Origin of the sequence: Paractinoplanes aksuensis (genome assembly GCF_024137025.1) — a bacterium.
GTDB lineage: Bacteria > Actinomycetota > Actinomycetes > Mycobacteriales > Micromonosporaceae > Actinoplanes > Actinoplanes aksuensis.
This window is the reverse complement of record NZ_JAMYJR010000041.1, coordinates 1-23456: the sequence shown is the minus strand read 5'-3', so window position 1 is coordinate 23456 and position 23456 is coordinate 1. Positions and strand designations below refer to the sequence as shown.

Below are 23456 nucleotides of genomic sequence, written 5' to 3'. Positions count from 1 at the left end.
TCACGACCCCATCCAACCACGCAGAACCAGCTGCGCCACCTGCGGAATCGTCTCGTCGGTCACGTCCACGAGCCGGTCCTCGACCGCGGCCGCGGCCAGGATGCGCTCGAGCTCGCCGGAGCGGTCCAGATGCCAGGCCAACCCTGATGGGTCGCCCTCATGACGGCGGTGCAGCCGGGTGCGTACGACCGGAAGTGCGACCCGCAGCCGGCAGACCGCCAGGGGCAGGCCCAGAGCTTCCTCGTACGCCTGCCTCTCGGCCTTGCTCTCGATCACGCCGGCCAGCACGATCCGTTCGGCGCCGGCGTCCACGAAGTTCCGGGTGACCGCGCGCAGATTGCGCAGCGTGAGGGCGCCGTTGAACCGGTCACCGGGCGGTGACGGCCAGCATCGTCGCAGCCAGTCGACGTCGATCACCGCGTTCGGGATCTCGCGCGCGGTCAGCAGATCACCGGCGGCCTCGGCGGCCGACGTCTTGCCGGAGCCGACCGTTCCGGTGACGAGCAGGGCAGTGGTCACGTCCGAGACAGTAACGTCGGGGCGTGCAGACCTTTCTCCCGTACGCCGGCTTCCTGGCCTCGGCCCAGGTGCTCGACCAGAAGCGGCTCGGCAAGCAGCGGGTCGAGACGGTCCAGGTGCTGCGCGGCCTGGTCACGCCCGGGTACGGATGGCGGCACCACCCGGCCGTCAAGATGTGGCACGGCTACGAGGAGGGCCTGGTGCGCTACGGCCTCGACATGGTCGCCGTCTGGACCGAATCGGGGCGGGCCGACACCACGGCGGCGACGTTGATCACGGACTGGGGTGGCGGGCCTGAGGTTCGTACGCGGGAAGAACTGGAACTTTCGGGCGAACTGCCGCCGTGGCTGGGCGACGAGGCCGTGCACCGCAGCCACCAGTCGGCCCTGCTACGGAAAGACCCCGAGCTCTACCGCCCGTTCTTCGGCCCCGAGGTGCCCGACGACCTGCCGTACGTGTGGCCCGTCTCCGACCGCCCCGGCCGTATCTGACTGACGGTCACGCTCCCTTCCCGATGTTCACACCGTCATCGGGAGGTTCCGTTGTACCGCACCGGAATGGTTCTGTTCATCCTGCTCGCCATCCTGGACGTCGCCGGCGCAGTGCCGGCCGGCGACGTCGCCCCGCCGCTCGGCGTCATCATCGCCGGCGTCGCCCTGGGCCTGATCACACTGGCCGCCGCCGTCCCGGCCCGGCGCGGGAACCGCCGGGCGGCGTACGTCGTGGTCGGCTCGCGCGCCCTGTCGGCGCTGCTGGGGATCGGCGCATTCTTCGACGACCGCGCCCCACCTGGGTCCACATCGGCGTCACGGTGGCCATCGTCATCACCGCAGCCGCCACCGCCCTGGTGCTGCCCACCCTGCGCACCCGCCAACCCGCACCGGCCTAGCGCGCACGCCCTGACCGAACTGCGGCCGGATGCTCCGGGCCTCACCGGGCCGCCCGAGAGCATCCGGGTGGAGGGGGCACATGTTCGTTCCGTGGCCGCCCTACGATGAGTGAAAGATCAAGCTCAATGCCACGGGGGAATCAGAAAAAATGACGTACGAGCAAAGACCGCGCCCCACCACGGTCGAGGCCGGCGCGAGCCTGGTCGGGCTGGTCGGTCTGGTCAGCGCGGGCCGGGTGGCCTACGGCGTGATCCTGAACCTGTCGCAGGACCACTGGAGCGCGGGCGCCCGCGGCGTCTTCCTGGTGCTGAACTCGATCGTGCTGATCTTCGCGTTGTTCCTGCTGGTGCTGGCCTACCAGGTCCGCCGGGGCCGAACCTGGGCCTGGATCGTCAGCCTGGTCATGCTGCCGTTCACGATCCTGTTCGGCGGCCTGCTCACCTTGATCACCGCAGGCGGCGGCGCCTTCCCGTTCGCGGGCGCCGCCGTGGTGACCTCCGCCCTGGCCGCACTGCTCACCCTGACCATCCCGCGCTCGGCCCGCGCCTACTTCCTGGCCAAGCCGCCCCCGCCGATCCCGCCGTACCCCTACCCTGCCCCCCGCCAGCCCTGGGACCCGAACCGCACACACGCATAACCCCGACCGCCGGCCGAGTGCCGACCCGCGGGCCAGCACTCGGCGGCCGACTCCGACATGCACCCTCGACGTTGCCCCGGCCCGCGCCGCGCCGGGCCTGCAACCGCACACCTCGCACCGGGCACGGATCCCGAGATGAGTACGGCCGACGTCAGTCAGGCGGTGTGGATCCGTCAGTTCGATAGAGATTGCTCACTTCGCTGGACGTCGAACTCGAATAGCTCTCTCGCTCTGTTCGCGGCAGCGATACCTCAACAAGCTTGCCGTCGAACATCATCCAGAGACCGAAGCAGTCGTCCCCCTCGTCATGAATCAAGACCTGCACTGTCTCCGGCCGTGGCCAAGCCATGGATTCCAGGTACTCCAGCAGGCCGTCCCAGTGACGCCGATGAGTGAACTCGGCCGCCCAGCCGAGGCCGAAAGAACCCGGCCACTGGCTCTCGATCGGCACGAAGATGTTGTTCCAAGGCCGCGTGCCGTCGTTCTCCTGAGTCAAAGGAGACATGACGGTGTTGGCTTCCGCAGCAAGGAGCACCACTTCGGCAAATCTGCTCATAAATGTATTTCCTCCCAGGAACGCTGTCGGCGCGTCGGCCCCGCCGTAGAAGATGATCTTGTCTTTCGGCCCGTCGTCCGTCCTCGTGGCGAACGTCCGCCTGCCTGCTCGTCGGTCAGCGGCCGCGCCGTCTCGTCGACGGTGGACGCGGCGCGGCACCCGGGCGCGATGGCCAGGACCACCAGGACAGCGGCAGGCCGAGCCGTAACCCCGTCAGCCGTGGCTCGCGATCATGGACTCTCGGCGAGGCGGGTCAGGGACGTCCGGGTGCTTTCGATCATGGCGTTGCCGAGCGCTTCCAAGTCGTCGCAGGGACGCGACGGTATGTCGGCGTCGGTGCCGAGGCTGGCGGTGAACCTCAGGTTCGAGTCGAGCACGTCCAGGTAAACGGAGCAGACCGCCGTGCCGTCGACGTTCCTTGCCTGCGAGTCGAGGCGCGCGGCTCGTCCCAGATTCGCGACGTCGCGCGGACTCCCTTCGGTTTTGTTGTATCGCCACCCGATCCACGCAGCGGCCGCGTTCGCGCCGTACGCGAGTTTCACGTTGCCATAGCTGGCCCAGAGGCCGTCCTCGTTCTCGACGACGTAGGCGCAGGCGCCGGCGTTCGCCGACGGTCGCGGTCGCAGCGCGGGATCGCCGAGGCGACTGGCGACCGCCGAGATGTCGAGGCGGGAACAGACATCGCGGGTCTCGCGGTAGCGTTCGTCGTTCGATGCGTGGACGACCACCCCGCCCGCGGCAACGAGCGCGAGGATCATCACGGATGAGATGGACGCGCCGATCCAAGCGGGCGCGAGGCCGGGCCGAGACGGCGGCGGGTCCCAGAGCTCGGTCAAGGTATCGATCACCGCGAAACGGTATGCCATCAGCGGGCAGCGTGTGGACCGACCTCAGCTCCAGGTCGACCGGCGGACAGGACCACGTGAACACCAGTGTTATCGGCCGGCCGGTCTCCAGCACCGGCTGATCAAGATGGCTGACCGATACACGATCGCGCACTTCGCACTTACCTGCCGCTGACAAGGTGCGCTGAGGGTCGCGCTTGACCGCTCGGCTGAATCCCGGGCCACGACGGACGAGGAGCGTCAGGTGCGATCCGCCGCGGCGGTGGGATCTGTGGAAGGGCTGGTCGCGGCCGGCATTGTTCGGGTTACGCGTAGTGGGGAGAACAGGGCGGGCAAGCTCGCGACAGTCATTCCGCACGCGCCGAGCACCAGGACTGCGGGTGCGCCCCAGGTCGTGCCCAGCGCCCCGCCGAGCAGGCCGGCCAGCGGCATGGTTCCCCACTGGACAAAACGGACGGTCGCGTTCATCCGGCCCAGCAAGCCGTCCGGTGTGACCGACTGTTGCAGCCCGGCCTGGGCCACCAGCCGGACCACTCCGCCCAGTGACATCAGCATCAGGCCGGCCACCCCGGGGACCAACCATCGCTCATCAATCGCGACCGCCGGCATGAGCGCGGCCGCCGGCGCGGTGACCAGCGGCGGCAGCCACACCGCGGGGCCGGGGCCGATCCAGCCGGCCACCCGCCGCGCGATCAGCGCACCCACCAGTCCCCCGCACGCCATCAGCGAAAGCACCACGCCGATGCCGGTTGCGCCGAGGTCGGCCGCGCGGGCCAGGAACACCAACAGCATGGTCTGGTACGTCACGAGGAACAGGCTGAACAGGCCCTCCGTCAGCAGCATCGGGCGTAACAGCGGGTGGCCGAGCACGAAGCGCAGCCCTTCACCCACCTCGCGCAGCAGGTGATGCGATGTTTCGGCAGTCGGTTGTGGCTCGGGGCGGCGGATCCGCACCAAGCCCGAGGCCGACAGCAGCATCCCGGCCGAACTCGCGACGACCGTCAGTGGCGCGCCCAGCACACCGACGAGCGGCCCGGCCAGTCCGGGTCCGCTGATGCTGACCGCCGACCGGGCTGCGGCGATCTTGGCGTTGCCCTCGACCAGGTGCTCCCGGCCGACCAGCACCGGCAGGTAGCTGGCGTACCCGACGTCGAACAGCACGGTCAGCAACCCGTGGCCCAGGGCGACCGCGTAGAGCAGCCAGATCGACAGTCCGCCCGCCCACCACGCGAGCGGGACGAGCAGCAGCAGGGCGGCCCGGATCAGGTCGGCCGCGATCATCACCGGGCGCTTCCGCCGGCGGTCGAGCCAGGCCCCGGCCGGCAGCCCGATCAGCAGCGACCCGGCCGTGGTCATCGCGGTCAGCACGCCCACGGCGAACTCGTCGGCGTCGAGCCACACGATCGCGACCAGCGGCAGCGCCAGAAAAACAAACCGGTCCGCCAGCTGCCCGGCCACGGTAGCCCCGAAGAACCACCGGAAATCCGCCGACCACACGAGGCGAGACTAGCGGCATCTCGTCGACGGGTGGGGACGGCGCGGCACCCAGTTCGGCGCGGGACCCAGTTCGAGTCGGGACCGAGTTCGGGCGGCTTGGGGTTGGGGTTCGGGCGCAACCACTCACGCAGGTGGAGCGAAGCGACCCTCGGCGTGAGCGGCGGTCGGTAACCCACCACCCCGCTACGACAGCCTGCGCTTGCGTCGTGTCGAAATGCCGGCTTGTCGTTCGTGTAGAAGGAAACGAGGAGGCAGTATGCGGACGATCAGCGCGACGATGTTCATGACTCTGGACGGGGTGGTTCAGGGGCTGGGCCGCCCCGACGAGGACACGCGCGGCGGGTTCCCGCACGGTGGCTGGGGGCCGCGCTACAACGACGAGGTCATGGGGCGTGAGCTCGGTCAGGGCATGGCGCAGGCCGGTGACCTGCTGTTCGGCCGGCGGACCTGGCAGGACTTCGCGAACGTGTGGGGGCGCGCCATCGACGGCAACCCGTTCTCGGCGCTGATGAACAAGGCCACCAAGTACGTGGTCTCCACCACCCTGAACGACGCCGACGGCTGGGAGAACTCGATCGTGTTGCGCGGGGACGCCGTCGAGACCGTGGCTGCGCTCAAGCGCACCGAGGGCCCCGACCTGGCCGTCAACGGCAGCGCAGCCCTGGTCAGGAGCTTGCACGGGGCCGGCCTGATCGACGACTACACGCTGCTCATCCACCCACTCACCCTGGGCGCGGGCACTCGGTTGTTCGAGCAGCCGGGGCCGCTGAGTGAGTTCGAACTGATCAGCAGCGTCCCTACGACCAAGGGCGTCCTCATCGCTCGCTACCAACGGGCAGAACCGTAGGGTGGAGACAGCCGGTTCCAGGAGCGCATCCACCCACCACCCGTCCGCGGCCACCGGGGCCACTCGGTGCCCGATGTCGACCGCATAATGGCCGAAGCCCGCGCCGCACTGGGCGACGCGGGCTTCGACGAGGCGTACCGCCGGGCGGCCGGGATCACCGGGGCCGAGGCGGGTCGGCTCTTCTAGAACAGCCGACCCAGCCGCAGGAACACGGTCTCGCCGGTGGCGTCGTCGATGGCGTCGTTGTCGGTCACGGCGTAGGTCTGGCCGTCACCGCCGATCGCGAGGCCCTCGACCTTGTCCTGCACCCAGCCGTTGTCGGCCTTGAGCGCGGGCAGCAGGTCCTTGACGAGCTTCTTCTTCACGGTCGGGGTGCCGGTCCAGCGGGCCGGGACGTCGAACCGGTAGACCTTCTTGATCGACGCCTGCGGGCCGCGCTGGTTGTCCCGCTCGATCACCGCGAACGTGTTGCCGTCCACGGCGACCAGCTCGGACAGCCCGGTCCAGCCGATCGGGGCCGCGTCCAGCGGGTAGAGCAGCCACGACCAGGCGCCGGTCTTCAGGTCGAGCTTCCCGATGCGTACGACATTGGTGGGATCGATCTTCAGCGAGCGCTGGATGGCGACCCAGACGGAGTTGCCCGTCTCGGCCACGCCCTCGAAGCCGTTGGTGGTGACGGCGGCCGCGATGTCGGCCGGCAGCGCGATCTCCTGCTGCACGGCGCCGCGCGCGTCGAGGCGTACGAGAAGGTTGGGGGTTTCGGCGGAGCCCTCGCTCGCGAGCCAGTAACCGCCGCCCCTGCGCGCGACGATGCCCTCGGCGTCGTAACCGACCGGCTTTCCGGCCTTGGTCACGGTGAGTTGACGCTCGATACGAGCCGGACGCTGTGCGGTGTCGACCGTCAGGATCCGGGTCGGGGTGTACGCCGAGTCGGTGACCGAGACGAGCTGCGAGCGCTTACCGGGCACGGCCGACAGGGCCGACAGCGTGCCGAACGGAATCTTGTCGTCCGAGACGATCGATGGGAACTGGCCGTGGCCGAGGCCGTAGATCTGCACCGAGCCGCGGATGTTGGCGTCCGGGATCTCTTCCTCGCTGGAGACGACGAGCAGCCCCCGCGACGGCACCACGACGACACCCTCGGGCCCGTTGGTCGTCGGCAGCAACTGCTGGAACTTCGGCTTGCGCGGGTTCGACACGTCGTACACCGCGGTGAAGTTGCCGCGTTCCGAGTTGACGAAGACGTACGGCGTACGCCCGATCTTGGCGAAGGCCACGTTCTCGGGCTCGATGCCCTTGGCGTCGGAGCGCTTGTCCGGGTAGAGCCCGTGCTCGACGGCGATGTGCTCGAGCGTGTTGCCGGCGTCCCAGGCGACCTTTCCGTCGCGGGTGAAGATCGTCCAGCCCCGCGAGCCGCCCTCGTAGTCGCCCTCGTTGGCCGTGGCGAAGTATTCGTCGCCGATCCAGGCCACGCCGTCGGGCTCGCGCTTGGCGGTGATCGTGCCGTCCAGCGTGATCCGGTCGTCGTCCTTGGTGTCCACACCGGACACAGTGACCGCGCCCGCCGGGAAGTGCTCGACGACCTTCCTCGACTTCAGCGACACGACCGCGAGGTGGTTGTTCTCCTGCAGCGAGACAACCGCCTCGTCGCGCGCGTTGATGCTGACGTACTCGGGCTCCGGGTCGGTCGGGGCGACCGCGGCCAGCCCGGTCAGGTCGACCTTCGAGGCCTTCCACGTCCTCGTGTCGATCACCGACAGGTAGCCGGCCGGGAGCTGCGGGATCGCGCCGTCGTCGACGTCCTCGTCACGCTCGTTCTCGATCGCGACCGCGATGTAGCGGCCGCTGGGCGCGACCGCGACCGAGTCGGGCTGCCCGCCGAGGTCGATCTGCCGCACGACCTTGCGGCTGCGGTCGTCGATCACGACCAGCTGGCCGGACGGATCGGTGGAGCTTTCGCGGGTGTTCACGCCGGCCAGCAGCAGGTGGCCCAGGTGCGCGACCGAGGTGGGCTCGCCGTCCAGGGCCAGCGTGCCGGCCGCCCGGGGCCGGCTCGGGTTGGTGATGTCGACGAAGCCGAGCCGCTTACCGGGGCTGTCGGTGTAGACGACCGTCCGGCCGTCCTCGGTGACCGTGGAGATCTCCGCCGCCGCGGTGTCGTCGATCGACGAGTTCAGATACGCCGGGAAGGTGGCCAGCCGGCGGAATTCCTTATCGGGCCCGTGCGCGGCCGCCGGGGTGGCGACGAAGGTCGCGGCCAGGCCGAGGAGAGCGATTGCCGAGCGTTTACGCATGCGCTCTGACTACGTGAGGATCTTGTCCTTCGCATGGATTTCCGTTGAACGACGCGTGCCGATGGGTGTCCAGATCAGCAGGGCCAGGCCGAACCAGACATAGAGGTTGCCGCCGATCAGCTCCAGCGGCCGCCCCGGGCGCTCCCACAACCAGGTCAGCCGGCTGGTCAGCACCAGGTAGGCGGAGATTCCCAGCGCCTTCCGGTTGGCCTCGACGCACAGGATGATGGCCGGCAGCAGCCAGACCCAGTGGTGGATCCAGCTGACCGGGCTGACCAGGCACCCGACGATGCCGGTCAGGGCCAGGCCGCCCGCGATGTCCTCCGGCGCCCGGGCCACCCGCCACACCCAGAAGGCCAGGGTCACCAGTACGCCGACCAGCCACACCTTCGATTCGGCCGGGCCGAGCGCCAGACGGGCCAGGAGGCCGCGCTCCGACTGGTTGGACACGATGGAGAGCACGCCGACCCGGTTGGTGTCCCACAACGCCGACGTCCAGAACTCGCGGGACTCGTCGGGGAAGAGCGCGGCCGCCAGCAGGGTGGCCCCGGCCGCCGTGCCGCTCGCCGTCGCGGCCGCCCGCCAGCGCCGGGTCACCAGCAGATAGACGATGAAGATGCCCGGGGTCAGCTTGATCGCGGTGGCCAGGCCGATGCCGACACCGGCCCACTTCCTTCCTCGGCTCAGGCCCAGCAGCAGGTCGCCGGCCACCAGAGCCAGCAGCAGGACGTTGATCTGGCCGAAGGTGATGGTCTCGCGCACCGGCTCGAACGAGATGGCCAGACAGACAGCGATCGCGAGGGCGAACCAGACCGTCCAGCCTCGACGGCGGATCAGCGGGCCGGCCAGCCACCAGGTGACCACCGCGGTCGTGAGCACGGTGGCGACCAAGGTGATCGACACGACGGCGCCCAGCGGCAGGATCGCCATCGGGGCCATGACCAGGCCGGCGAAGGGCGGATAGGTGAAGCCGTACGGATTCCCGGGGCGCAGCCAGTCGTAGACCAGGCCACCGTCGCCGCGGAACCAGTACTGGATCGCGCCGTGATAGACCGTCGAGTCGAAGAAGTGATTACGCGTCTCGGCGAGATACACGACCAGGACGGTGATCAACGCCGCCGCCGTGACCAGACCGATCTTCAGCTTCATGGCGCGACTTCCTCGGCCCGTCGCCGCGGCTTCCGGGCGAGGTAGGCGAGTCCGGCGAGGAGCAGGACGGTGACCAGCACCGCCCCGGGGATCCGGGTGTAGAGCGCCCAGTTGTAACCGGCCGGCGTGGTCAAGGTGGCGGCGAAGGCGCACAGGCCGATCAGCCAGCGGCCGATCGTGGTGCCCGCGGGCAGGGTCGCCGCCAGCACGGCCAGCGGCCAGGTCGCGTACCAGGGATGGAAGACGGGCGCGCACAGGACGGTCGCGGCCAGGGCGAGCCCGGCCCCGATCAGCGCGTCGCCCCGGCGGGCCCGCCACCACAACCACACCAGCAGTACGGCGAGAACGGCGACCCCGACCGCCCGGGTGACCCCGATCGCCGACAGGCCGGTGACCGTCTCGATCGTGAGCCCGACCGCGGTCGACGGCGAGGTCCAGGCCACGGTGTCGCCGCTGCGCAGCAGGCCGCCGATCCAGCCGACACCCCGGCCGGACAGCACCGAGACCACGGCCGCGCCGGCCACGACGCTGCCGCCGAGGATCACGGCCGGGCGCCACAGCGTCCGCAGGGCGGATCCGGGCGGCACCACGGCCAGCACGGCGAACGGGACTACCACGATCGCAGTCGCCTTGACCGAAACCGCGAGACCGAGCAGCAGACCAGCGACGACCAGCGGCACCACGGCCCGCCCCCGCACGACGGCCGGCGGTTGTCCGATGGCCGGGGCCTCGGCGCAGCGCCGCGCCGGACGTGGAACGACGGCCAGCCCGGCCACGATCAGGCCGATGAGCAGGGCGTCGTTGTGGGCGCCGGAGACCAGGTGCACGAGCACGAGCGGGCCGGCCAGCACCGTCCAGGTGGCCTGCACGGGGTCGATACCGGCCCGGCGGGCCAGCGCCGGCACACCCCAGGCAGTCAGCACGAGCCCGGCCAGCGCGATGACCCGCAGGCCGGCGATCACCGCGTCCAGCGAGGTGCCGCCGAACAGCACCGCGCCCGCCGCCAGCAGCAGGAACAGTGGACCGTAGGGGGCCGGCGAATCGGCCCACGAGGACGCGACCGACGACACCCAGGGGCAGCCCGAGCCGGCCACCCCGGCCGCGTACGGGTCGCCGCCGACCCGCTGGACCCAGCCCTGGCAGGCGTACGAGTAGACGTCCGCGCTGCCCAGCGGCAGGAACGGCAGCACCGGCAGGAACCACAGCGCGCACGTCACGAGCACCCACCGCAGGCTCGGCGCCACCCGTCGGCCGTACCACCAAGCAGTGATCAACAGCGCCGTGCCGAGCAGCCAGCAGAGCGGCAGCGCCACGCCCTTGGCCCCGCTGAGCAGCGTGCCCGGGTTGACGCTGGGCACCCGCACCGGCCCGGCCCCGCCCAGGTAAGCGGTGACCGCGGTGGCCACGCTGCCCGCGAACCCGGCCCAGCGCACCGAGGCCGGCGTGATCACGGTCATGACACCGCCTCGGGCACCGGCTCCCGCGTCCAGCGCACCGCCCGCCAGGCCACCCAGCCCACCAGCCCGGCCATCACGAAGGCCAGCGGCACCTGCAGCGGCTTCCAGGCGCCGTCGCCGTTGGGCAGGATGAAGAACATCGAGACGATGACGACGATCTCGAGCCACCGGGTCGAGGCCACGGTCAGCGCCAGTACGGCCAGCGGCCACAGCACGTACCAGGGCTGGGTGATCGGGGCCAGGAAGATGACGGCCAGCAGGGCCAGTGCCGCCCCGACCAGCTGATCACCCTGCCGGAAGCGCAGGAAGATCACCACGAGCGCCACCAGCAGCAGGCCGAGTCCGAGCGTGCGGGCCAGGGGCACGGCGTCGATCGAGGCGCCGAACCACTGGCCGACCGCGTTGATCGCGATGCCGACGGCCGTCACCGGGGACGTCCAGCTGCGCGACTCCCCCGCCCCGGACAGGGCGTACAGCCAGCCGAAGCCGAGCCCGGACGCGATCGACAGCCCGGCCATGGCGGCTGCCGCTCCACCGACGACCGCGCCGCCCCGCCGCAGCACCAGCATCAAGCCGGGCCGGGTCAGCGCCAGGCCCCCCGCGGCGAGCACGGCCGCGAACGGCAGCACCACCCCAAGAGTGATCTTGACGGCGATCCCGGCCCCGATCAGCGCGCCGCCGCCCAGCAACGCGACCAGCGGGCGGTCCCGGCCCGCGATCAGCGCCAGCCCGCCGATCAGCAAGGCCAGGGCCAGGGCGTCGTTGTGCCCGCCGCCGATGACGTGGACCGGGATGATCGGGCAGCCCACGACCAGCCACAGCGCCCGGCTCTCGGACACGCCGAGCCGCCGGGCCAGCACCGGCGTGGCGGCGGCCAGCGCCACGACGCCGAGCACGGCGTAGAGCCGGAAGACGGCCAGCGCGACCACCTGCGAACCGAACGCGGCAGCGGCCCCGGCCAACAAGATCCACAAAGGTCCGTACGGGGTGGGGGTCTCGCGCCAGACCACCGAGACCGACTCGAGCCAGGGGCAGGGCTGGGTGGCCACCCCGACCTCGGACGGGTTGAACCCGGCGTCGAACAGGGCGCCCTGACAGGCGTACGCGTACATGTCGCGGCTGGCCAGTGGCGGCACGAACAGCAGGGGCAGGCTCCAGAGCGCGGCCGTCGTCCAGATCCAGGTCCGGCTCTCGGTCAAATGCCGGCCGTGCCACCAGGCGACACAGAGCGCGGTCAACCCGGCGATCCACAACACCATGATCAGGAAGCCGTTCGGGCCGCGCAGGATGCTCACCACAGACACGCCCTGGCGGATCCAGCTCGGCGCGCCGAACAGGATCGCGTCGACGGCACAGCACAGCGCCCCGAACAGCCCCAGATACCGCACCCCGGCCGGCGTGGACAGCACAGCCATCACCGGGCCCGCAGGATCGGGACGCCCTCGACCACCGTGTCAAGACGGTAGTGCTCGGCCAGCGCGGCCTCGATCCCGCCGGTGGGATCGACCGCCGACGGCGGGGTGTCGAGGATGACCAGGGTCGGGCGCTGCGGCGAGTCGAGCATCTCGCGCAACCGCGGCAGCGCGTCCGGGATCTTGTCGATCGGCTTGCCCCACAGGTACGGATAGGGCGACCGGCGTTCGGCCGCGAAGTAGAGGTACGCCTCGGACTCGAGCACATAGATCTCGTCGTCCGGGGTCGTGGTCGCCCGGATCACGGCGGCGATCTTGTCGTCGCGGGCGGCCAGCGCGTCGTACGGGATGGTCTCGGCCCGCTTCGCCGGCGACATCGGCACCAGCGCGACCAGCCAGATCAGCGTGGGCAGGACCACGACGGCGGCCACGGTGAGCTTCTGCCAGCGCTGCCCCAGCGCGGTGACTGCGGCCGCGACCAGCAGCACCAGCGGCGGCAGCAGCTGCACGAAGTAGTGCGGCCAGTACGAGCCGCCCAGGTTGACCCCGACGACCCCGGCCACCAGCCAGGCCGCCACCAGCCGGCGGGCGGGCCGGTCGAGCACCCGCCAGCCCAGCAGCGACACTACGAGCGGTACGACCATGTCGAGCGCGATGTCCCCGGCGTTGCGGCCCAGGTCGGTCCAGCGGGTGCTCGCGTTCGAGCCGTCCGAGCCGATCGCCGACAGCTGATAGCCCACGAGCGCGTCCCAGTACGCGTCCCAGCCGGTGACCAGGCCGTGCAGCGCCGAGGCCAGCAACGGCAGCAGCAGCCCGGCCGCGAACACGAGGGCCGGCCGCCCGCGCCGCACGACGACCGCCAGCAGCGCGCCGACGACCAGCACGCCCTCGATCCCGGACTGCTTCATGGTCAGGGCCAGGCCGGCCAGCGCACCCGCGCCGGCCAGCCAGAACAGGGACCGTTCGCGCTTCCACCACCACACGGCCAGGGCGATCCCCGCCGTCGCGGGGGCGGCGGCCAGCAGCTCGCCGTTGAGCGTGATGCCCTCCAGGTGCGGAGCGACGCCGACCACCGCGTACAGGAAAGCCGTGGTGATGCCGGTGGCCCGGTTGACCAGCAGGCCGGCGATCACTCCGAGGGCGACCGTGATGATCACCCCGGCCAGCACCATGCCGGCCCGGATCGCCCAGCCGGCGTCGGCCAGCCCGAGCAGCGCGCGATAGGTGAGCAGCAGCCCCTGAGGGCGGTCGAGCCACACCCCCGAATAGAGGGCCTCGCCGCGCGACCACTGCTGGGCGACGTAGGCGTAGCCGCCCTCATCGGTCGACAGGCCGGTGAACAGGAACGGCACCCGCAGGGCCGCCGCCAGCACCGCCGCGGCCACGAACGGACGGCTCATGCTTCTCTTCGCTCCGTTCGACGCTTCGACCGTACGACGGTACGTCACGGCTCGAGCTCGTCGAGGACCCGGTTGCGGGTGTGCTGATAGATCACTGAGCTGCGGAAGCCCACGATCTCGCGGCGCGGGCTGAACTTGTCCATGAGGAACGAGTGCAACGCATCGACGTCGGCCACGGCCACATGGACCAGCAGGTCGTCCCCACCGGCCACCACGAAGACCGAGAGCACCTCGGGCAGCGCGGTGATGTAGGTCTTGACGTTCTCGATCACCTCGCGGCTCATCGGGCGCACCTGCAGGTGCAGGAAGGCCTGGACGTGCCGGTTGAGGGCGCCCAGGTCGATCTCGGCGTGATAGCCGGTGATCACCCCGCGGTCGCGCAGCAGGCGCACGCGTTCCAGGCACGTCGACGGAGCGATGCCGACCGCGCGGGCCAGGTCGCGGTTGGTCTGCCGCGCGTTCGCCTGCAGTTCCCGCACGATCGCCGAATCAACTTCGTCCACCGGGTCCCCTTCCGGCTACTTCACCGAATTTCGTTCGGCGAGACGGCACAACTGTCGGGCAGACGCCTAACTTGAGCCCATGTTCTCGCATGAACGCATCATCGTTCGGCGCGGCCCCGAGTCCGGGCTGCCGATCATCGTGGCCGTGCACTCGACGAAGCTGGGCCCGGCCCTCGGCGGGTGCCGGCTGAAGGCGTACGGGCAATGGCAGGACGGCCTGACCGACGCGCTGCGGCTCTCGGCGGCCATGACCGACAAGTGCGCCCTGGCCGGTCTGCCCAACGGCGGCGGCAAAACGGTGATCGTCGGCCCCGCCACGGATCCCGGGCTGCGCGAAGCTGCCCTGCACGACGCGGGCACGGTCATCGAGGAGCTGGGCGGCCGCTACGCGACCGGCCCCGACGTGGGCACCGGCCCGGACGACATGGTCACGATCGGCCGGCGTACGAGCCATGTCTTCTGCCGCCCGGTCGGTGCGGGCGGCAGTGGTGATTCGTCGCCCGGCACCGCCGTGGGCACGGTCGCCGCCCTGCGCGCGGTCTGCGCCGCCCGCTTCGGCTCCGCCGCCCTGGCCGGGCGTTGTTTCGCGGTCATCGGCCTGGGCCGGGTCGGCGGCCGGGTGGCCCGCCTGCTGGCCGAGGCCGGCGCGAAGCTGGTGGTGACCGACGTCGACCCGGCCCTACGCCCCCTGGCCGACGAACTGGGCGCCACCTGGACGACCCCCGACGAGGCCCTGACCGCCGACGTCGACGTGGTGGTGCCGGCCGCCCTCGGCGGCGTGCTGACCCCGGCCGTCGTGACCGCGCTGCGCTGCGCCGCCGTGGCCGGCCCGGCCAACAACCAACTCGACACCCCCGCCACGGCCGACCTGCTGCACGCCCGCGGCATCCTGTGGGCCCCCGACTACGTGGTCAGCGCGGGCGGCGTCATCAGCGCCACCGCCGTCGAACTGCACCACGACACACCGGCCCAGGTCGCAGCCCGCCTGGACGCCATCGGAACCACCCTGACCACCGTCTTCACCAACGCCGAGCGCGACCACATCACCCCCGGCGCCGCCGCCCACCACCTCAGTCGCGCACGGGTGGGCTGACCGGCTCGGCCCGCTCGTACGGCGGATTCAGCGGCGCATCCCCCGGCAGGTTCGCGAAGTGGTCGTTGAGGTGCGCGTACGGGTTCCGCAACGGATCCTGAGCCGTCCGCGCCTGCTCGATCTCCTGCCGCCGCAGCACGACGGCAAGCTTGAGCGCAGACCACACCCGCAGCCGGCGGGAGGAGTCGATGACCGCCAGCACGCGGGCGAGCCCGTCCCGCTCCGCAGCGGGCACGCAGGTCAGGACGATGATGAGAGGGATGACGGCCGCGAGGATCTCGCTGAGGACGATCAGCACCACGATCAGTGCGACGACCCCGGCCAGCACAGATGTGATCATCGAGGTTCTCCGGTCCGGGAGACGAAAGTGGGTTCCGCCCGGCGCGCGACCGGCCGGCTCGAACGAGGTGACCACTCAGTGGACCGTCCAGGGTTCGGACGCGGACGCCTGACGCGCGGGCCGATCAGAAGGGGTGGCAGGACACGAGCCGGATACACGGCTGGGAGATCGCTGTCTGCCGATGAAAGGAAACGGAACGAGAGCATGCCATCGACCTCCGGTTCAGGCCGTACGTGCACCGTCAAGGGCCTGACCCCGTCGTCGGCCGGTGGGACGACCCGGTCGGCGCCTCTGGCGCCGACCGGGTTTTCTCTCCGAGACCCTTACCCCTGAATATCCACGGCTATGCACTCGTACGCAAGCATGATGCGCGAACATGAATCCTGTTCCCTCACCAGTTCACGGCGGGAAACTCGGGGTGTTCGTCTATTCCACCATGTGGTTGCATGGAATCTATGCGCGATGCCTGCATAGACCTTGACATTTGCTGTACCGTCTGCGTGTGACAAATCTACCCTTAACGGGCGTTCAGGAGTCGGCACCGCAGCTGACCTTTGTTACCAAGATCTGCGGCGCCGGCAGTTGCCCGACCGTATACCGCACCGACCGCGACACCTACGTGGTGCAGGGATATACCGTGACCGCCGAGGCCACCGGCCTCGACATCCCCGCCGGCGAACAGCTCGTGGAGATTCCAGCCGCACTTCTGGCTGAAGCCCTGAAAGCAGCAAGCTGACCGAGACAGATATCGAGAGGGGGCGGTTGGCGTGAGCGAGCCGCCCCTGGACCGGCCGGACGGCTCGGACGAATCCGTGGGAGCCGCCCTGGCCCGCTGGCGCAAACAGCGCAAGATGTCCGGACACGCTTTGGGCAAGCTCGTCGGCCTCAGTCAGGCGACCGTGTCCCGCCTCGAAAACGGCGTCTCCAGCCTCGACCCGCAGGACGTCCGCCGCATCGCCGAAGCCCTGGAGCTGCCGGCGGCCGAGATCGACCGTTTGGTCGCCAACGCCGAGCATCCCAGTGATCAGCTCGTCGACTGGCAGGCGACCGAGCCCGACCTTCCGGCCCGGCAGCAGTTCGTGCGTCAGCTCGAGACTCTCGGCCGTGAGGTCCGTACGTTCCAACCGGCCGTGGTAGTGGGCCTGTTGCAGACGAGTGAATATGCGCGAGCCCTGCTGACGCCGGTCGAGACCGAACTGGCCGAGGATCAGCTGGCCGCGTCCGCGCTGGCGGTGTCCGAAGCCGTCTCCGCACGAATGCAGCGCAGTCAGGCTCTCTACGACCGAAGCCGCCGGTTCATCTTCATCATGGCCGAGACGGTGCTGCGTAACCGGGTCTGCGCGCCGGTTGACATGATCGGTCAGATCGCCCGGTTGCGTGAGGTTGCCGAGTTACCCAACGTCAGCGTGCGGATCATTCCCGAAGACGCACGGTGGCCGACCGCGCCCTATCACGGCTTCGAGATCATGGGCGAGAAGTCCGTTCTGGTCGATCTTTTCAACACCAGCCTTTTCTCCCGGGGCCGCCGCACAGTTCGCAACTACCGGCGCGTTTTCGACGCCTACGAGGCCCTCGGGACGGCCGACATCGATCCCATTCTGGATCGTCATCAGAAGCGGTACATCCGCATGTTGCCGGGTACCGCGGCCTGACTCGTTGTAACGGACTTGCTCCCGTCCGTACCTTGGAAGACATGACGACTCAAGAACCTGCCGTCACCAAAACCCTTGCCAGCATGTGCGGCGTGGGCTCCTGCCCGACCGTCTACGGCACCGACAGCGACACTGTGGTCGTGCAGGGCTACGAGATGACCGGTGAAAAGGCCGGCGTCGAGGTGCCGGACGGCGAGCGTCTCGTCGAGATTCCCGTCGAGGTGCTGCTCGCCGCCGCCGACGAGATCCGCAAGCAGGCCTGAGACAGCGTCGTCACCAGGCGAAACGGCGCTTCTTCTTCTGGTTGCCGCGGAGGCCGCCGAGGAAGTCGGCGCCCTGACGGAGCGCGCGGCTGCCGCGGCTGGGGCCGCGCTTGGCCTCCAGCGTGTCGCTGAGCTTGCGGGCGCCGGCCGCCGCGAGCGGGACGGCGATGGCCATGATTGCGAAGCGCTTCACCATGTTGAACAGCATGAAAGGGTAATACCCACCCGCGCGCTTCCTAAGACTCCAGCACCCTTTCCATCGCGGCGCGGGAGCGGCGGGTCAGGCGCAGGTAGCGGTCGACGAACTCGCCCGGGTCGCCGCCGCCCAGCAGCTGGACGGCGCCCGCCAGTTCGACCCCGTGGCGGGGCAACTGGTCGGTGGGGCGGCCCCGGACCAGGGTCAACGCGTTGCGCACCTGGGCCGCCAGCGTCCAGCCGGCGGTCATCGCGGCCGCGTCGACCTTGTCGATCAGCTTGGCCTCGACGGCCGAGTCGAGCGCCTCGAGGGTGCGGGTGCGGCGCAGACCGGCCACGGCGTAGGCGTGGCGCAGCTGCAGCAGCTGGACCGCCCATTCCACGTCGGACAGGCCGCCCCGGCCCAGCTTGGTGTGCGTCTGCGGGTCGGCGTTGCGGGGCAGCCGCTCGACCTCGACCCGGGCCTTGATGCGGCGGATCTCGACGACCTGTTCGCGGGTCAGGCCGCCCTCGGGGTAGCGGATCTTGTCGGCCAGCTCTTCGAAGCGGTCGCCGAGGTCGGTGTCGCCGGCGACGAAACGGGCCCGGAGCAGGGCCTGGGCCTCCCAGACGCGCGACCACCGGGCGTAGTACTGCTGGTAGGCGGCCAGGCTGCGGACCAGCGGACCCTGGCGGCCCTCGGGGCGCAGGTCGGCGTCGATGCCCAGCTCGGGGTCGGGCGCGGGGGCGGTCAGGGCGCGGCGCAGCTCTTCGGCGATGACGCGGGCGGCGGCGCTCGACTCGTTCTCGGGGACGCCGGCCGGGGGCTCGTAGACGAACAGGACGTCGGCGTCGGACGGGTAGCTCATCTCGTAGCCGCCGAGCCGGCCCATGCCGATGATCGCGAACCGCAGCCCGTCGGGGCCGGGGTGGGCGCGGCGGGCCACGGTCAGGGCCGCGTTGAGCGTGGCGTCGGTGACGTCGGAGAGCGCGATGCCGATCGCGTTGACTTCGAGCGGGTGGGCCGGGGCCAGCTCACCGGCCCGGCTCAGGATGTCGGCGCAGGCCAGGCGGAACAGCTCGCGCCGGCGGCGGGCGCGGACGGCGGCGATCGCCTTGACCGGGTCGTCGGCGTACCGGTCGGCGGCGGCTGTGAACCCGTCGAGCAGCGACGCGCGCGAGCGGGGCTGCAGCTCGGTGTCGTCGGCCAGCAGCCGCAGCGCCTCGGGGTCGCGGGTGAGCAGGTCGGTCGCGTACCGGGAGAGGCTGATCACCCGGGCCAGGCGGCGGGCGACCGGGCCACCGTCACGCAGCAGGCGCAGGTACCACGGGGTGCTGCCGAGCTTGTCGGAGACGTGACGGTAGTTGAGCAGGCCGCGGTCGGGCTCGGGGGCGTCGGCGAACTCTTGCAGCAGCATCGGCAGCAGGGTGCGCTGGATCGCCGACGTGCGGGTGACGCCGCCGGTGAGTGCCTGCAGGTGGCGCAGCGCCCCGTCGGGGTCGGCGAAGCCGAGGATCTCGAGGCGGCGGCCGGCCGACTCGGTCGTCATGCGCAGCGCCTCGGCCGGCACCCGGGCCACGGCCTCGAGCAGCGGCTGGTAGAGCAGCTTGACGTGCAGGCGGCGCACCTGGGCGGCGTGGCCCACCCAGTCGGAGCGGAACGCCTCGACGGCATCGCGCCCGGGCATGGCCGTGTAGCCGAGGGCGGCGGCCAGCCAGCGGAGGCCGGCCGGGTCGTCGGGGACGGTGTGCGTACGCCGGAGCTGTTGCAGTTGCAGCCGGTGCTCGACGCTGCGCAGGAAACGGTAGCCGCGCAGCAACGTCTCGCCGTCGTCGCGGCCGACGTAACCGCCGGTCACGAGCGCGCGCAAGGCCGGGATGGTGCCCGGGGCGCGCAGCGTCTCGTCGACCCGGCCGTGCACGAGCTGGAGCAGCTGCACCGCGAACTCGATGTCCCGCAGCCCGCCCGGCCCCCGCTTGATCTCGCGGTCGACCAGCCCTGGAGGCACGTTGTCGATGATCTTGCGACGCATGTCGCGGACGTCGGCCACCGCCTCGGGCCGCTCGGCCGCGTGCCACACCAGCGGAGCCAGGTCGTCGATCCAGCGCCGGCCCAGCGCCAGATCGCCGGCGGCGGGACGGGCCTTGAGCAGCGCCTGGAACTCCCACGTGCGGGCCCAGCGCCGGTAGTAGGCCTGGTGGCTGGCCAGCGTGCGGACCAGCGGGCCCCGGCTGCCCTCGGGCCGCAGCGCGGCGTCGACCGGCCAGGCCACCATGCCGCAGATCTCGATGATCCGGGCCGCGACGACGGTGCCGGCGCTGAGGTCGTCGTCGGAGTCGGCCACGAAGATGACGTCGACGTCGGACACGTAGTTGAGCTCGTTGCCGCCGCACTTGCCCATCGCGACCACGGCCAGGCTCGGCTCGGCCGTGCCCGTGGTCAACCCGGCCACGGCGATGGCGTACGCGGTGGCCAGCGTCTCGTCGGCCAGCCGGGACAACGCGGCCATGGTCGGCTCGAGCCCCCGGCCCCCGGTCAGATCGGCCGCGGCGATGCGCAGCAACGCGATGCGGTAGGCCCGGCGCAGCTCGGGCACGCTGGGCTCGTCGCCCCCGACCTCGAGGTGGCCCTCGGCGTTGGGCGGCAGACCGGTCTTGCCGGTGGCCAGCACCTGCCAGTCGCCGGGGTTGGCCACCAGGTGGTCGCCGAGCGCCGACGACGCGCCCAGCACAGCGACCAGCCGGCGGCGCAGGCCGGCGTCGGCGGCCAGGGCGCCGATCAGCACGTCGGTGGCCTCGTTGGCGCTGATCCCGACGCCCGGGCCGGTGACCGGGCCGCCGTTGCCGCGCGCGGCCGCCCGCCCGGCCGCCTCGACCAGCCGGTGCAGCTGGCGCAGGGCCAGGTTGGGGTCGGCCGCCCGGGACAGCGAACTGAGCAGCTCGGCCGCGTCGGGATCGGCCGGCGCCTGGGCCTCGGCGTCCCACAGCCGCAGCCCGGTCGGCCCGAGCAGGTCGGACGCCCGGACACCGTCCTCGGCGAAGCCGTACCGGGCCAGCCGGCTGGGCCGGGTCACGCTCAGTTCCCCAGCAGCGGAAGGGTGCGGCCGGTGCCGGCGTCGGGTATGTCGGCGTCGGGCAGGGTGCCGAGGGCCAGCGCGGCGAACCGGGCGGCGAACGGCTGCCACACCTCTTCGACGTCGGGCAGCTGCTCGGCCATGGCGTAGACGACCGCCTCGGCGTCGTAGCCCAGCTCGTCGAGGCCGGCCTGGTCGCTCGCGGCCCACTGCGCGATCATCGCGGCGTCGCACTCGATGTGGAACTGGATGCCCCAGGCCCGGTCGCCGATGCGGAACGCCTGATGCGGGTAGCGGCTGGACGCGGCGAGCAGCGTCGCCTGCAACGGCAGCTCGGTGATCTCGTCGCGGTGCCACTGGATCACGTCGGGCAGCAGCGGCACCCACTTGAACAGCGGATCCTTGTCGGCCGCGTCGCGCTTGCCGACCAGGCCGGGGCCGATCTCGGGGCCGCTGGTGCCGCGCTCGACCAGGCCGCCGTGCGCGGTGGCCAGCAGCTGGCCGCCGAGGCAGACCCCGAGCGTCGGCACCCGGTGGCGGACCGCCTTGCGCAGCAGCGCCTCGAGCGCCGGGAACCAGGGGGCGCCGGGCCGGCCCTCGGCGTCGGAGTACGCGTTCTGGTCGCCGCCCAGCACGATGAGCGCGAGGTAGCCGTCGAGCGTCTCGGGCAGCTCGTCACCGGCGTGCGGCCGCAGGACGGTGAGCCCGAGCCCCGCCTCGGTCAGCCAGTCACCCAGCCGGCGCAGGTCGTCGGTCGGATCGTTCTCGATGACAAGTGCAGTCGCCACGTCCACGAGGCTATCCCGTCAGGAAGTCGCGCACGGCGGCGAGCCACGCGACCGGGTTGTCGAACTGGGCCATGTGGGCCGCGTCGGGGATCAGCCGCAGCCGGCTGCCGGGCACGGCGGCGTGCAGGCGGTGCGCGACCTCGGGCGGGAACGTCATCTCGCGCTCGCCGTGCAGGATCAGCACGTCACCGCCCCAGCGGCGCAGCACCCCCGACGGGTCGGTGGGGCGGGCCGGTTTCAGCTTTCCTTCCGCGTACGGGACGTCCCACGCGCTGGAGAAGCGGACCTCGGCCAGCACGGCCCGCCACGCCTCGGCCCGGTCGAGCCGCCAGATGGTCACCGGCAGGTCGGCCTCGGCCATCGCCCGCGCCAGCGCGCCGTCCTCACCGCCGGACCGGTCGACCTCGCCGCACATCGCCGCCCGCTCGGCCGGGATGACAGGCACGAAATCACCGTACGCCGTGGTGGAAGCGAGGATCAGCCGCCGGAGCACCGCCGGGTGTTGCTCGGCCAGCCGCATGGCGATGCCACCGCCGTACGAGAAGCCCAGCACGTCGGCCCGCTCGGCGCCCAGATGCCGGATCAGCGCGGCCACGTCGTCGGCGATGAGGCCGGGTTGCAGGGGCACGTCGCGGCTCGACCGGCCGCTGCCCCGCAGGTCGAAGAACACGACGTGGAACGCGTCGGCCAGCTCGGCCACCGGGAGCAGATAGGAATGGTCCCAGGGCGGTCCACCATGGATCACGACCAGCATCGGCCGCCCGGGGTCACCGAAACGGCGGACGAAGAGTTTGATCCCGTTCACCGGCTCGATAGTTTCCATGCCGGGAACCTAGACCGGGGGTACGACATGAATGCCGCGCCCCTGCTGGTGCTCGTTTCGGTGGCCTCGATCCAGTTCGGCCAGGCCGTCGGCCGCACCCTGTTCGACGACCTGGGCGCCACCGGCGTGGTGCTGCTGCGGGTCACGATCGCGGCGCTGGCCCTCTTCGTTCTGGCCCGCCCCCGCCTGCGGAACTGGTCCCGAGCCGCATGGCGAGCGGCGGCCCTGCTCGGGATCGCGGTCGCCGGGCTCAACCTCTTGTCGGCGCTGGCCCTGCGCACGGTTCCGCTCGGCGTGGTCGTCACCGTTTCGTTCCTGGGCCCGCTCACGGTCTCGCTCGTGCAGACGCGGCGGCTGCTCGACCTGCTCTGGGCCCTGCTCGCCGGAGCCGGAGTCGCCCTGCTGTGGTGGCAGCCCGGCGCATCCGTCCCGCTCGGCGGACTGCTGCTGGCCGCACTGGCCGGGGTCTGTGGCGCCGGTTACATCGTGCTGACCGCGCGCCTGGGTGGGCTCGTGCCCGGAGTGGGCGGGTTGCCGGTCGCCGCCCTGGCCCTGGTCACACTGGCCGGCACCGGAGTCACGCTGGTGCCGGGGCGCGACTCACCTCAGCCCGTCACCCGTGAGCCGGGGTCCAGCGCGCCACCAGCTCCGTCCCCTCGGTCTCACCCGTCTCGTGGAAGCCGAGCGTCCGATACAGGTGCCTGGCGGCGGTGTTGTCGGCGGCGTAGCTGAGCGCCACGTTCGGCGTGCCCGGTTCGCTGATCAGCCGCTCCCGCAGCTGCCGAACGATGGCGTGCCCGATCCCCTGCCGCTGATGCCGCCCGTCGACCACCAGGCCCCCGATCCAGGCGCTCCGGTCGTCATCGATCCCCCACATGACAAACCCGACGACGTCCCCGTCCCGGACGGCCGCCAGCGGATTCCAGGTGTCCCCGTAGTTGCACAGACAGAGGTAGTAGCTGACCGCACTGACAAACCGCTGCTGCTCCCCGCGCACACTCAGCCCGGCGCAGTCCCGCCAGTTCTCAGCCGTAACCGGAACCAACTCCATTTTCGGGTCGCTCGCCATCGCGCCATTCTGCCCCAGCCCCAACAGCAGTTGATCATCACCCGCCACCGGAACGGCGGTTTTGGGGTTGGGCGCAACCACTTACGCACGTCGCCGTGGTGGGGGGGGGGGGGGGGGGGGGCCCCCCCCCCCCCCCCCCCCCCCCCCCCCCCCCCCCCCCCCCCCCCCCCCCCC

General features: G+C 71.1%; 25 protein-coding genes. 9 read left to right on the top strand and 16 right to left on the bottom strand.

Translation table 11 applies throughout. The features are described 5' to 3' along the window. Complete coding sequence (locus M1L60_RS35955) at positions 1 to 519, bottom strand: adenylyl-sulfate kinase (RefSeq protein ID WP_253242023.1); 519 nt, start codon at positions 517 to 519, stop codon at positions 1 to 3. A gap of 23 nt (positions 520 to 542) precedes the next feature. Here M1L60_RS35955 and M1L60_RS35950 point away from each other — a divergent pair, with 23 nt between their 5' ends. The 3 genes from M1L60_RS35950 to M1L60_RS35940 all read left to right on the top strand — a co-directional run bounded on the left by M1L60_RS35950 (position 543) and on the right by M1L60_RS35940 (position 2046). Further along, complete coding sequence (locus tag M1L60_RS35950) at positions 543 to 1010, top strand: MSMEG_6728 family protein (protein WP_253242022.1); 468 nt, start codon at positions 543 to 545, stop codon at positions 1008 to 1010. A gap of 66 nt (positions 1011 to 1076) precedes the next feature. Next, on the top strand, positions 1077 to 1517 hold the full coding sequence (locus M1L60_RS35945) for a hypothetical protein (protein WP_253242021.1): 441 nt from the start codon (positions 1077 to 1079) through the stop codon (positions 1515 to 1517). Positions 1518 to 1557: 40 nt separating this feature from the next. Continuing rightward, positions 1558 to 2046, top strand: coding sequence for a hypothetical protein (locus M1L60_RS35940; protein WP_253242020.1), 489 nt, complete (start codon positions 1558 to 1560; stop codon positions 2044 to 2046). A gap of 151 nt (positions 2047 to 2197) precedes the next feature. On the opposite strand, the gene M1L60_RS35935 is transcribed toward M1L60_RS35940, so the two are convergent. The 3 genes from M1L60_RS35935 to M1L60_RS35925 form a co-directional block, all read right to left on the bottom strand. Then, entirely contained in the window at positions 2198 to 2761 is a 564-nt protein-coding gene (locus tag M1L60_RS35935) for a hypothetical protein (RefSeq protein ID WP_253242019.1), read from the bottom strand. Between the two features lie 71 nt (positions 2762 to 2832). Further along, positions 2833 to 3450, bottom strand: coding sequence for a hypothetical protein (locus M1L60_RS35930; RefSeq protein WP_253242018.1), 618 nt, complete (start codon positions 3448 to 3450; stop codon positions 2833 to 2835). Between the two features lie 237 nt (positions 3451 to 3687). Next, positions 3688 to 4944, bottom strand: coding sequence for an MFS transporter (locus tag M1L60_RS35925; RefSeq protein ID WP_253242017.1), 1257 nt, complete (start codon positions 4942 to 4944; stop codon positions 3688 to 3690). A 256-nt stretch (positions 4945 to 5200) separates the two neighbouring features. Here M1L60_RS35925 and M1L60_RS35920 point away from each other — a divergent pair, with 256 nt between their 5' ends. Continuing rightward, positions 5201 to 5791 (top strand): dihydrofolate reductase family protein, encoded by a 591-nt coding sequence (locus tag M1L60_RS35920; RefSeq protein WP_253242016.1) that lies wholly within the window; start codon positions 5201 to 5203, stop codon positions 5789 to 5791. Between the two features lie 182 nt (positions 5792 to 5973). Here the strand turns inward: M1L60_RS35920 and M1L60_RS35915 are convergent, their stop codons facing one another. The 6 genes from M1L60_RS35915 to M1L60_RS48060 are packed head-to-tail and all read right to left on the bottom strand — an operon-like array spanning position 5974 to position 14006. Then, on the bottom strand, positions 5974 to 8085 hold the full coding sequence (locus tag M1L60_RS35915; RefSeq protein ID WP_253242015.1) for an esterase-like activity of phytase family protein: 2112 nt from the start codon (positions 8083 to 8085) through the stop codon (positions 5974 to 5976). A 9-nt stretch (positions 8086 to 8094) separates the two neighbouring features. Beyond that, positions 8095 to 9234 (bottom strand): glycosyltransferase 87 family protein, encoded by a 1140-nt coding sequence (locus M1L60_RS35910; protein ID WP_253242014.1) that lies wholly within the window; start codon positions 9232 to 9234, stop codon positions 8095 to 8097. Continuing rightward, on the bottom strand, positions 9231 to 10691 hold the full coding sequence (gene mptB / locus M1L60_RS35905; RefSeq protein ID WP_253242013.1) for a polyprenol phosphomannose-dependent alpha 1,6 mannosyltransferase MptB: 1461 nt from the start codon (positions 10689 to 10691) through the stop codon (positions 9231 to 9233). Before mptB (M1L60_RS35905) ends, M1L60_RS35910 begins: the two co-directional genes overlap by 4 nt. Beyond that, the gene (mptB, locus tag M1L60_RS35900; protein ID WP_253242163.1) at positions 10688 to 12106 is read right to left on the bottom strand and encodes a polyprenol phosphomannose-dependent alpha 1,6 mannosyltransferase MptB; all 1419 of its coding nucleotides are present in this window, start codon (positions 12104 to 12106) and stop codon (positions 10688 to 10690) included. The genes mptB (M1L60_RS35905) and mptB (M1L60_RS35900) overlap by 4 nt, the downstream gene beginning before the upstream one ends. Then, complete coding sequence (locus M1L60_RS35895; RefSeq protein ID WP_253242012.1) at positions 12106 to 13503, bottom strand: hypothetical protein; 1398 nt, start codon at positions 13501 to 13503, stop codon at positions 12106 to 12108. The genes mptB (M1L60_RS35900) and M1L60_RS35895 overlap by 1 nt, the downstream gene beginning before the upstream one ends. A 44-nt stretch (positions 13504 to 13547) precedes the next feature. Then, on the bottom strand, positions 13548 to 14006 hold the full coding sequence (locus tag M1L60_RS48060; RefSeq protein WP_253242011.1) for an Lrp/AsnC family transcriptional regulator: 459 nt from the start codon (positions 14004 to 14006) through the stop codon (positions 13548 to 13550). A 79-nt stretch (positions 14007 to 14085) separates the two neighbouring features. On the opposite strand from M1L60_RS48060, the gene M1L60_RS35885 reads away from it, so the two are divergent. Next, positions 14086 to 15099 carry a Glu/Leu/Phe/Val dehydrogenase dimerization domain-containing protein gene (locus M1L60_RS35885; protein WP_253242010.1) on the top strand — a complete coding sequence of 338 codons (1014 nt, stop codon included), beginning with the start codon at positions 14086 to 14088 and terminating at the stop codon, positions 15097 to 15099. On the opposite strand, the gene M1L60_RS35880 is transcribed toward M1L60_RS35885, so the two are convergent. Further along, positions 15077 to 15439 (bottom strand): hypothetical protein, encoded by a 363-nt coding sequence (locus tag M1L60_RS35880; RefSeq protein ID WP_253242009.1) that lies wholly within the window; start codon positions 15437 to 15439, stop codon positions 15077 to 15079. The two genes, M1L60_RS35885 and M1L60_RS35880, sit on opposite strands and share 23 nt — an antisense overlap. A gap of 502 nt (positions 15440 to 15941) precedes the next feature. On the opposite strand from M1L60_RS35880, the gene M1L60_RS35875 reads away from it, so the two are divergent. From M1L60_RS35875 to M1L60_RS35865, 3 genes are all read left to right on the top strand, one after another. Then, positions 15942 to 16175 (top strand): hypothetical protein, encoded by a 234-nt coding sequence (locus tag M1L60_RS35875; protein WP_253242008.1) that lies wholly within the window; start codon positions 15942 to 15944, stop codon positions 16173 to 16175. A 76-nt stretch (positions 16176 to 16251) separates the two neighbouring features. Next, positions 16252 to 17091: a helix-turn-helix domain-containing protein gene (locus M1L60_RS35870; protein WP_253242007.1), complete on the top strand. Its 840-nt coding sequence runs from the start codon at positions 16252 to 16254 to the stop codon at positions 17089 to 17091. A gap of 41 nt (positions 17092 to 17132) precedes the next feature. Next, positions 17133 to 17354, top strand: a complete 222-nt coding sequence (locus M1L60_RS35865; RefSeq protein WP_253242162.1) for a hypothetical protein — start codon at positions 17133 to 17135, stop codon at positions 17352 to 17354. 10 nt (positions 17355 to 17364) lie between these two features. Here M1L60_RS35865 and M1L60_RS35860 read toward each other — a convergent pair whose 3' ends face one another. The 4 genes from M1L60_RS35860 to M1L60_RS35845 are packed head-to-tail and all read right to left on the bottom strand — an operon-like array spanning position 17365 to position 22213. Next, complete coding sequence (locus tag M1L60_RS35860; protein WP_253242006.1) at positions 17365 to 17562, bottom strand: hypothetical protein; 198 nt, start codon at positions 17560 to 17562, stop codon at positions 17365 to 17367. Between the two features lie 28 nt (positions 17563 to 17590). Then, positions 17591 to 20602 carry a bifunctional [glutamine synthetase] adenylyltransferase/[glutamine synthetase]-adenylyl-L-tyrosine phosphorylase gene (locus M1L60_RS35855; RefSeq protein ID WP_253242005.1) on the bottom strand — a complete coding sequence of 1004 codons (3012 nt, stop codon included), beginning with the start codon at positions 20600 to 20602 and terminating at the stop codon, positions 17591 to 17593. A 2-nt stretch (positions 20603 to 20604) separates the two neighbouring features. Continuing rightward, positions 20605 to 21390, bottom strand: coding sequence for a type 1 glutamine amidotransferase (locus M1L60_RS35850; RefSeq protein ID WP_253242004.1), 786 nt, complete (start codon positions 21388 to 21390; stop codon positions 20605 to 20607). A 10-nt stretch (positions 21391 to 21400) separates the two neighbouring features. Further along, positions 21401 to 22213, bottom strand: coding sequence for an alpha/beta fold hydrolase (locus M1L60_RS35845; protein WP_253242003.1), 813 nt, complete (start codon positions 22211 to 22213; stop codon positions 21401 to 21403). A 27-nt stretch (positions 22214 to 22240) separates the two neighbouring features. Between M1L60_RS35845 and M1L60_RS35840 the strand changes: the two genes are divergently transcribed. Beyond that, positions 22241 to 22945: a DMT family transporter gene (locus tag M1L60_RS35840; RefSeq protein ID WP_253242002.1), complete on the top strand. Its 705-nt coding sequence runs from the start codon at positions 22241 to 22243 to the stop codon at positions 22943 to 22945. Here M1L60_RS35840 and M1L60_RS35835 read toward each other — a convergent pair. Further along, complete coding sequence (locus M1L60_RS35835) at positions 22827 to 23363, bottom strand: GNAT family N-acetyltransferase (RefSeq protein WP_253242001.1); 537 nt, start codon at positions 23361 to 23363, stop codon at positions 22827 to 22829. The two genes, M1L60_RS35840 and M1L60_RS35835, sit on opposite strands and share 119 nt — an antisense overlap. Positions 23364 to 23456: the final 93 nt, after the last annotated feature.